This window comes from Candidatus Omnitrophota bacterium, assembly GCA_040755155.1.
Classification (GTDB): Bacteria; Hinthialibacterota; Hinthialibacteria; order Hinthialibacterales; family Hinthialibacteraceae; genus JBFMBP01.
This window is the reverse complement of the sequence record JBFMBP010000099.1, coordinates 1-10101: the sequence shown is the minus strand read 5'-3', so window position 1 is coordinate 10101 and position 10101 is coordinate 1. Positions and strand designations below refer to the sequence as shown.

The following is a 10101-nucleotide window of genomic DNA, read 5'->3' as shown; positions in this document are numbered from 1 at the left end:
GGGCGAATCGGCGAGATGCGGCTCGCCGAAGAATCATTCTGCAGGAGCGTAATCGCTATGAATAAAGGCAAACAAACAACCCGGCGAGATTTTTTGAAAAAAGTCTCGCGGCTAGGAGCGGCTACTTTATCGTTTACCATCGTCCCGCGCCATGTTCTCGGAGCGGGCTTTACAGCGCCAAGCGACGAATTGACCAAGGCGGTCGTCGGCGTCGGCGGCATGGGCAAAGGGCACTTACGCTACGGTGGCGCCAAACTGCTGGCCGTGTGCGACGTCGACGGCAATCATCTCAAAGAGGCGCTGGATATGGTCGACGATCCTGACGTCAAGGGCTACCGCGACTTCCGCGATATATTGGAGCGACCGGATATCGATATCGTGCATATCCCCACGCCGCCCCATTGGCACGGCCTGATCTCTATTGCGGCGGCGGAAGCGGGGAAGGATATTTGGTGCGAAAAGCCGATGACGCGCACTATCGGCGAAGGCAAGCGAGTCGTCGAAGCGGTGCAACGCAATGGCCGCATCTTCCGCCTCAATACCTGGTTCCGCTTTTCGGACAACTTTTATGGATTCGGAACGACGGTCAAACCAATTCGGAAATTGGTCGAGAGCGGCATGTTGGGCTGGCCGCTCAAGGCTACCGTCGGAGAGGCTACCGGCTTCGAATGGAAATTTTATTGGAGCGGCAAGACTGATTTGATTCCGCAGGAAATCCCGAAAGAATTGGATTACGACTTCTGGCTGGGACCGGCGCCTTACAAGCCCTATCATCCCCACCGCGTCCACGGCACGTTTCGCGGCTATTGGGATTACGACGGCGGCGGATTAGGGGACATGGGCCAACATTATTTGGATCCCGTGCAGTATATCTTGGGAAAAGACGACGACAGCCCAGTGGAAATCGAAGTGGACGCGCCGCAGCAGCATCCCGACGCCGTCAGTTCCTGGCGCCGGATTACCATGAAATACGCTGACGGCTGTCAAATCGTTTTGGATGGAGACAACCGGGACAAAAACGCCGCCTTTTTAGAAGGGCCGGAGGGCAAGCTCTACAAACAGTTCCGCTCAACCATTCCCAATATCGAGAAGAAACTCGCCGCCTTTCCCGATCCAGCGCCGCAAATCACCGATTTTCCAGAAGCGGTGCGCGCTCGCAAAAAATTCGCTTTGAACGAAGCGAACGGACACCGCTCCTGTACGCTGATCAATTTAGGCAAGATCGCTGTGCGCTTGGGACGCGGCTTGAAATACGATCCTGTGAAGCAGGAATTTATCGGCGACGACGCCGCGAATCGCCTGATTTATCAGCCAATGCGCACGCCTTGGCATCTGATTTGAGCCAGGAAAAGGAACGAATAAAGGAAAGAGGATTTCATGATGAAAATAATTCGCAAACTATATATTATGATAGCGCCGATTCTCGCTTGCCTGTTCGCAATGGCGGTGCAGGCAGCCGATTCGCCGCTGGACGGCATTCTCAAGAATTATCCAGCGAAAAATGCGGAGGAATTCAAGTCCGTCAATTCGCAACTGCTGCAACTGGGTGAAAACGGCTTGGCGGAACTATGCCATCGCTTAACTCCGCCGCAGCAGGGCGGCGACGAATCCGTCCGCTTTGCCGTCAACGGCCTTACGAAATTCATCCAGTTGCAGAACGACGAAGCCAACCGCAAACTCGTCGTCCGCGTCTTTCTCGACGCGCTAAACCAGGCGGGCGATAAAAACGTACAAGCCTTCTTGATTCAGCAGATTCAGTTCATCGGCAAAGAGGAAGCCATTGCGCCTCTCAGCCGTTATTTGACCGACGACGAATTGTGCGAACCGGCGGCGCAAGCGCTATTCGCCATCAAAACGCCCGAAGCCTCCGCCGCGCTGCTCTTCGCGCTGCCCAAAGTCAAAGAGCCGCTCAAGCCAACCATCATAAAAACGCTGGGCGATTTGCGCAGCCGCGCCGCCGCCTTGGCGATTATGCCCTACGCAGAGAGCGAGGATTTAAATACACGCTTAATAGCCTACTACGCTATTGCGAATATCGGCGATCCCTCCGCCGCCAATGCGCTGAAGCGGGCGTTGACGAAAACTTCTGGCTACGAGCAATCGCAGGCCATATCTTCCTATCTCTTGTTCGCCAACCGCCTGGCGGAAGCGCAAGCGGATGAGGAAGCGCTCACGATTTATAGAACGGTATTGAATACCTATACCTCGGCGGAAGACGTGAACATCCAATGCGCCGCCTTGACGGGGCTGGTTAACATCGAAGGCGAAACCGCGCTGCCGAATTTGCTCGACGCTATGGACAGCGATTATAAGGCCTACCGCAACGTCGCCTTGAAACTGGCGCAGAAAATTCCCGGCAACAAAGCCACTTGGAAGTGGATTGAAAAATCCAAAAACGCCAACCCGGAAATTCGGGCTGAAATTCTGGATTACCTAGGCGCGAGAGGCGATCAAATCGCTCTGCCGGTTTTGCTGGAAGCGTTAAACAACGCCGATCCCGCCGTGAGATTGGCGGCGATTTCCGCCTCTTTCCGTTTGGGCGGATTGGAAAGCGTACCCTATTACGCCGACCTGCTCAACTTGGACGACGCCGATATTATCGCCGCCGTCAAAGAAGCGCTGCTGCAAGTTCCGGGCGATTATTTGCTGACGACGATCGGCTACATCCTGCCCACCGTCTCCATTCCCGCCAAAGAGGCTTTGCTGGACATCATCGCGCAGCGCAAAGCCGATATCTTCTTCTCGGACGTAATGGCCTACACGGAAGACGAAAACGCAACCGTACGCATGGCGGCGATTAAGGCATTGAAAGATCTAGGATCAGTGGAAAAATTGCCGGATTTGATCGCACTGATGGCCAAAGCGCCGGACGAAGAAGCGGAAGGATTCGAAAACGCCATCTATGCCGCCGTCGAATCGCTAGAATCCGATCAAGCCAAAGTCAAAACCTTAGTGAAAGCCTTTTCCAATGTTCCCAACGAGAAGAAACATCACCTTCTCGCATTATTAGGCCAAATTCGAGGCGATTTTGCGTTGGAAGCCGTTATTCCCTATCTGGAATGTCCCATTCAGAAAGAAGCGGCCGCTAAAGCTGTCGTCGAAATCGTATGTCCGCGCGAGAATGATGGATTCGCTTTAGTCACAAATGAAGCTTACTACGCTTTGGAAAAAGCCTGCGCTCTGTTAACAGACAATAACATGATCGAAAAGGCGAAGAAAATTCTTCCCGCGCCATTGGCGTCGGCGGGGGATGATGGATTCATTCCTCTCTTCAATGGCTCCGATCTGACCGGCTGGATTTGGAACAATAGTTGGAAAGGCGGCGAGAGCGGCTATTCCGTTCAAGACGGCGCGATGGCGTGCGCCCCCAAAGGCGGCGGCAATATTTATACCGACCGCGAATACGCTGATTTTATCTTCCGCTTCGAGTTTAAACTGCCGCCGGAAGCGAACAACGGCCTCGGCGTGCGCGCTCCGGTTTACGGCGACGCCGCTTATACCGGCATGGAGATTCAAATTTTGGATCACGACAATCCCGCTTATAATTGGATACAACCCTACCAAGCCCACGGTTCCATTTATGGCGTCATTCCAGCGCAACGCGGTTATTTGAAACCCATCGGCGAGTGGAACCAGGAAGAAGTAAAAGTCGACGGGCGTTGGATCACCGTTACGTTGAACGGACATGTCATCGCCAACGGCCATTTGGATAGAGCCAGAATGCCGAAAACCTTAGACGGGCACGATCATCCCGGATTGAGCCGCACGAAAGGCCACTTGGGATTTTTAGGCCACGGCTACCCCGTGCAGTTCAAAAACCTGCGCATCAAGGAACTCAATAAAGAGCCAAGACCGGACAACACTGCGCCGGAAGGATTTACGGCGCTCTTCAACGGTCAAGACCTCAGCGGTTGGAAAGGCTTAGTCGCCAATCCTATCGAACGCGCCAAAATGACTGGCGAGCAACTGGCGGAAGCGCAAAAGCAGGCCGACGAAAGCATGAGGCAGCATTGGAACCCCGTCGACGGCGTTTTAGTCTTTGACGGCAAAGGCGACAGTCTCTGCACGGAAAAGGATTATGGCGATTTCGAATTATTGGTCGATTGGAAAATTTTAGAAAAAGGCGACAGCGGCATTTATCTGCGCGGCTCGCCGCAAGTGCAGATTTGGGACCCGCAAAATTTCGGTTTGGGATCGGGCGGGCTGTACAACAACCAAAAGAATCCCTCTACTCCATTGGTCGATGCAGATCGCCCCATCGGCGAATGGAACACGTTCCGCATTATTATGGTTGGCGAACGAGTAACCGTTTATCTCAACGACAAATTAGTCGTGGACAACGTAGTTCTGGAGAATTATTGGGAGCGCGACAAGCCGATTTACTCCACCGGCGCTATCGAACTACAAAACCACGGCAATACCCTCTATTTCAAAAATATCTATATCCGAGAACTGACCAGAGAATAGGCGGGACGGAAAGGTTGTTTCCGCCCTGAAATAATCCCTCATCTCAAACGCTGACGACTCCCTCTTCCCAAACCGGAAGAGGGAGTTTTTTTTAAAAAAATTTTATGCGTAATATATTTCATTTGACAATATTCTATATTTAGTATATTGTAAACCCAACGTATTTCGTTGAGGGGCTTATTCAAGGCGTTTTTCCCTTGCATCATAAATAGTATGAACATCATTGAATCATCATCGTTGAATCGCGAATTGAATCGATCTATCTACCTTCGGGGATCTGCTTTCCAAGGCAATATGCCGCTTTATATCCAGATTTCTCTCTTGGAATCTTGCAATCTTCATTGCGATATGTGTTACCGTTCCAACTTGCCGCCCCATTTGAATCGATTGTTAAGCCGAGAAAACATGCCGTTAGATTTATATCGCCGTCTGGCGGAAGACGCTTTTCCCTATGCGGAAAGGATTACTTTCGGCTGGGCGGGCGAACCAACCTTGCATCCCGAATTGGACAAGATACTGGAAATCGCTTACGGCTATGGCGTGGAAACGACGCTTTGGACGAATGGAACGCTCTTAAATCAACCCATGATCTCCGAAGCGGCGGCGCGATTCGCCGATTGGCTGGTGGTATCTATCGACGGTTCCAACGAAGAAACGTTTTCTCAAGCGCGCAGCGGCTCCAGCCTTCAGGCGATAGAAAAAAACGTCGAAGATGTCCGGGCGCTCTCCTTGCGCATGAACAGAAAATATCCATTGCGGCTGCGGGCGCACATGACGCTGCGGCGCAGCGCGATCCAGCATCTGCCCGGCGTAATAAAAAAAGCCCATGCGCTAGGCATGGAACGGATATCCGCCGCTCATATTGGCATTTTTAATGGCAAAATGGAAAAAGAATCGCTTTTTCACGCCAAGGAAGAAGCGGACGGTTTTTTGCGCGCCGCCAGCGATTGCGCCCGGGAGTTGGGGCTATCGACCGATTTTCCGCCCTTATTCTGCGAAAGCGCTTATGGCTGTCCCGTTCATAATTTCTATTGCAGCCTTGCCAATTACATGATTATCGTTTTATGCAACGGCGATGTTCTTCCATGCTGTCATGGCGATTCCCGTTTCGGTTTAGTCATGGGCAATCTCAACCAAAACCGGTTGCCGGATATCTGGCATGGGCGGCGATACGCCTTATTGCGCGATTCGTTTGCGGCGCAGGAATACGCTCCCGCCTGCCGCGATTGCGTCAACAATAATCCTTTCATGAACATCCAAGGCGATTGGGATATAGACGAATATAGCGAATGGGCGAAAACATATAACGGAAGTTTTCGCGATTTTCGCATCTTGGACGAACTGGAAAAACGCATCGTCTCCAGCCAGCGGCAAATCGCTCAAACCGTTTGGGAAGAAGAAAAGAAACTGGATCGGCAGTTCGAACGAATAGCGCTCTTGGAAGCGATGGTGGGGAAAAAATTCCGGCATGGTTCGTCGTTTCGAGAACAAAGAAAAGACCGAATCGAACAATTTCCCATGCCCGCCCTGCATCGCTCCAACAACGGATGGAAACGGGAACTCAACCGCGCCTTGTACGAAAAGGGCGTGGAGTTCCAAGGCAACCGGCCGCTTCGCTTGGAACTTTCTTTAATGGCCGGTTGTAATATCCATTGCGTCATGTGCAATCTGGCCCGCCGTTCGCCGGAAGAACGGAGGGCGCTGCTGCAACAGCGCATGGATTGGGAGTTGTATCAACGTATGGCGGAGGAAGCGTTTCCTTACGCGGAATCGATCTTCTTCGGCGTGGGAGGCGAGCCAACTCTTCATCCGCAATTCGGCTCGTTCGTCCGTTTAGCGAAAGAAGCGGGGCTCCGCGTGGAAATGACGACCAACGGCTTGCTGCTGGAGAAGGAGGAAATCTGCGAAACCTGCGTCGAATGCGTCGATCGCTGCGTCCTCTCCATCGACGGCGCCCGCAAAAAGACGTTCGAAAAAATACGCCGAGGCGCCAGTTGGAATCAACTGATGAATGGCATAAGAAAAATCACGCAGCGGCGCTCGGCGGCGTCCCATTCTCCCTTGCGATTGATCCTGAATTTTACCTTAATGAAAGACACCATCGACGAGTTCCCCGACGCCGTAACGTTAGCCAGTCTATTAGGGATCGACAAAGTCACGGCGGAACACGTCATCCTCACGTCGCCGGAATTGGCGGAGCAATCACTCTTCTCTATGCCGGAACATTCGGATCGCCGGGTGCTCGAAGCCCTGGAACGCGCCAAAATCCTCGGCGTCGCCGTGGAAGCGCCGGATTTGTTCGAAATGTCGTTGGCTCCGGACTATGCGCCGCCAGGAACCATTCGCAATATTCGCCCTCAGCAGAAAGAAAACGACGCTCCCCATTGCAAACTGTTGGATTACGCCGTGGCGATCATGCCCGATGGCAACGTGCAGCCATGCAGCCATCCCGACGCGCAGCATCTTTTCGTGATGGGCAATTTGAACGAGCGTTCTCTTTCGGAAATTTGGTTTGGAAGCAAATTCCAACAGCTGCGCGAGGGAAGCGGCGAGCTTCCCGCTCCGTGTTCCAATTGCTCTATGAGCGGCCGTTCGGATGGCGGAGCGCCGATGAGAGAATGGGATTCCCCGCTCCCCGCCGCCCTAGACGCCAAGGAATTGCATCCCAAACGCTACCATCCGCGACGGATGATCTTTTTAAGCCAATTGCAGCGCCAGGAAGAATCAATTCTTCATCACGGAGAGAACATAAAGGAACTATTAAGTCGAATGATGCTCCATGAGCAAAACTTGAAGGAAATCATCGAACGAAAACGAACGCGATGGCGCCGCTGGTGGAGTCGATTATGGTCCCGCTGAGAACGGATTTGCACTGGAAAAACCGCCCCCCTCGCGCAGCGTCCCAAGGCGCTCATTTTTCCTTTTCCGTCCGGGCGCGAAACACAGGCAGAGAAAAATGGCGGGACGGCGATTCGGAAATCATGCGCTCCGTCATGATCGGCGGCGCATTCTATCGCGGCGGCCAGCGAATCGCCTATCTGGAAGGCTGGGGAAAACTGCCGCAGCCGCTCGCACCCGGAGAAGAAGCGATCGTCGAAATTAAAACCAACGCCTCGGCCTTACCGGAAGGACGTTATATTTTGCGAGTAGACGCCGTCAAACTGGGCGTTGGCTTCTTCGAAGATTTCGGATCGCCGCCGCTCGAATGGGAAATCGAAATCGCCGCGCCCGACGAAAGCGAAGCATTATGGAGCCGAGCGCTGCCCAGATGCGTCAATCTTTGGACACCCTCCCAGGGAGCAAGGCGCGGACTCAAAAACCTTTATCCCTTATTCGCTGTTCGCTCGGACAAAGCGCGAATAATTTCATCGGACGGACGCGAATATCTGGACTATATTATGGGCTGGGGAAGCGCCGTATTGGGCTACAATCGGCTTGAAATTCAAGAAGCGATTCGCGAGTGTATATCCGTAGGTCCAACCCTGCCTCTGCCGCATCCCTTTCAGGTGGAAGTAGCGGAAAAACTCGCCGCGTTCATTCCCTGCGCGGAACGGACGCTATTCGGAAAAAACGGTTCGGACGTAATGGAAGCGGCGATACGCATCGCCCGCGCTTATACGGGGCGCCGCCTCGTCTTGTATTGCGGATATCACGGTTTCCATGATTGGTATGTCGCGGGAATCGGCGGCGTCAAGGGAATCCCTAACGAAATGCGTTCGTTGGTTCAACCCTTTCCGTTCGGCGATCTCGACGCCTTGAAACGGCTGCTGGATGCGCATCGCAATGAAATCGCCGCCGTAGCCTTGGAGCCTTGCTCGCTCGACTATCCGCCCGAAGGCTATTTGGAAACGGTTCGCGCATGGACAAGAGAAGCGGGAATTGTATTAATCTTCGACGAAATCATGTCCGCTTTCCGGTTGGCGAACGGCGGAGCGCAAGAAAAATACGGCGTATTGCCCGATATGGCCGCTGTGGGCAAAGGCATGGCCAATGGATTTCCTTTGGCGGCTCTGACGGGACCGCGATCCATTATGGATAGCGCGTTCGATATCGGATATGGGCCGACGTTTCAGGGCGAAGTCTATTCGCTCGCGGCGGCGATGGCGGCGCTAGACATCTATGCGCGGGAACCGGTCTGCGAAACCGTCTGCGCTCTAGGTGAAACGCTGCGGGAGGGCGTACTCTCCGCCGCCAAGCATCATGAAATTCAATTGAAATGGAAAGGAATCGCTCCCCGACTAGTAATCGAGTTTCAAAGCGCAGGAGACTATACCTCGGCGATGCTGCGAACCTTCTTCATCCAAGAACTTCTGGAAGAAGGAATTTTATTTGGTGGAACGTTTTTGCCCAGCTTAGCCCATACGAAAGAAGACGTGAAATGGACGCTGGACATAATCGATTCCATCTTCCAAAGAATGCGCAAAGCTCTGGATGAAAAAAATTTGCTCGAAAAGTTATATATTCCGATCCATGTTCTATATCTTGGCGAAAAAGATTAGATAAACAAAAAACTAATCACTTTACCTATTGACATTATTATCTAAATTTATTATTATTCTTCTAAATATCTATTAAGGGGGAATTACTCTAAAATGAACAAAAATACAAGGAATTTAATCGTAAGAATAAAGAAATTTTGTCTTATATCATTATTTTACATCCTTTTCCTGCTATTGATTATTATTTTAGTGGAGGGACTCCGAGATGTTGAAGCGGCTTCTCCAAAAATCATTCCTCTCGACGACAAAACGAGTTATCTTAGCGATAAATATCGATGCGCCGCCGAGGGACAAAGCGGGATCGATTGGCAAAAAAACAGCGAATATTTAATGGATTTAAATATTGCCTATAATAAAAACGTCAAAGCGGCGTATGTCATCGGCGATGTAGAACGATTATACCAAACTGCGATCGATGATGAATCAACGCCCACCCCCACTGACACGCCCACGCCAAAGGCAGTAGATACGCCAACGCCTGTCCCAACGGACACGCCTTCGCCAGAGGCCATTGATACCCCCACGCCTATCCCAACGGACACGCCTACGCCTATTCCAACGGACACGCCTACGCCAGAGGCAATTGATACGCCCACGCCTGTCCCAACGGACACGCCTTCGCCTGAAGCGGTAGATACGCCCACGCCGGTAGAGATCGACACTCCCACGCCGGAGATGTTAGATACCCCCACGCCCGAAGCGTTCGACACTCCTACGCCGGAAGCGTTCGATACCCCCACGCCCGAAGCGTTCGACACTCCCACGCCGGAAATGGTAGAAACGCCTACGCCTGAAGCGTTCGAGACTCCCACGCCAGAGATGGTAGAGACGCCCACGCCGGAAGCGTTCGAGACTCCCACGCCAGAGATGGTAGAGACGCCCACGCCCGAAGCGATAGAAACTCCCACGCCGGAAATGCTTGATACGCCCACGCCCGTAGCGTTCGACACTCCTACGCCGGAAGCGTTCGATACCCCCACGCCCGAAGCGTTCGACACTCCCACGCCGGAAATGGTAGAAACGCCTACGCCCGAAGCGATCGAGACTCCCACGCCGGAAATGGTAGAAACGCCTACGCCCGAAGCGATCGAGACTCCTACGCCGGAGATGTTAGATACCCCCACGCCCGTAACGT

General features: G+C 52.7%; 5 protein-coding genes. All 5 read left to right on the top strand.

Features of this window, described 5'->3' with window-relative positions; translation table 11 throughout:
* Positions 1 to 57 precede the first annotated feature (57 nt).
* A complete protein-coding gene (locus AB1656_15000) occupies positions 58 to 1341 on the top strand; it encodes a Gfo/Idh/MocA family oxidoreductase (protein ID MEW6236690.1) in 1284 nt (427 codons plus the stop codon).
* A 36-nt stretch (positions 1342 to 1377) separates the two neighbouring features.
* Positions 1378 to 4467, top strand: coding sequence for a family 16 glycoside hydrolase (locus AB1656_14995; protein MEW6236689.1), 3090 nt, complete (start codon positions 1378 to 1380; stop codon positions 4465 to 4467).
* Positions 4468 to 4680: 213 nt separating this feature from the next.
* A complete protein-coding gene (locus AB1656_14990) occupies positions 4681 to 7326 on the top strand; it encodes a radical SAM protein (GenBank protein ID MEW6236688.1) in 2646 nt (881 codons plus the stop codon).
* Positions 7290 to 8966 (top strand): aminotransferase class III-fold pyridoxal phosphate-dependent enzyme, encoded by a 1677-nt coding sequence (locus AB1656_14985; protein ID MEW6236687.1) that lies wholly within the window; start codon positions 7290 to 7292, stop codon positions 8964 to 8966. The genes AB1656_14990 and AB1656_14985 overlap by 37 nt, the downstream gene beginning before the upstream one ends.
* A 93-nt stretch (positions 8967 to 9059) precedes the next feature.
* Positions 9060 to 10101 (top strand): hypothetical protein (locus AB1656_14980; GenBank protein ID MEW6236686.1); only part of this gene is annotated, 1042 nt, incomplete at its 3' end.

Bases quoted from the DNA above. Each gene is read 5' to 3' on its own strand.
- AB1656_15000 (MEW6236690.1), top strand. From the start codon at position 58: ATGAATAAAGGCAAACAAACAACCCGGCGAGATTTTTTGAAAAAAGTC.
- AB1656_14995 (MEW6236689.1), top strand. From the start codon at position 1,378: ATGATGAAAATAATTCGCAAACTATATATTATGATAGCGCCGATTCTC.
- AB1656_14990 (MEW6236688.1), top strand. From the start codon at position 4,681: ATGAACATCATTGAATCATCATCGTTGAATCGCGAATTGAATCGATCT.
- AB1656_14985 (MEW6236687.1), top strand. From the start codon at position 7,290: ATGGCGCCGCTGGTGGAGTCGATTATGGTCCCGCTGAGAACGGATTTG.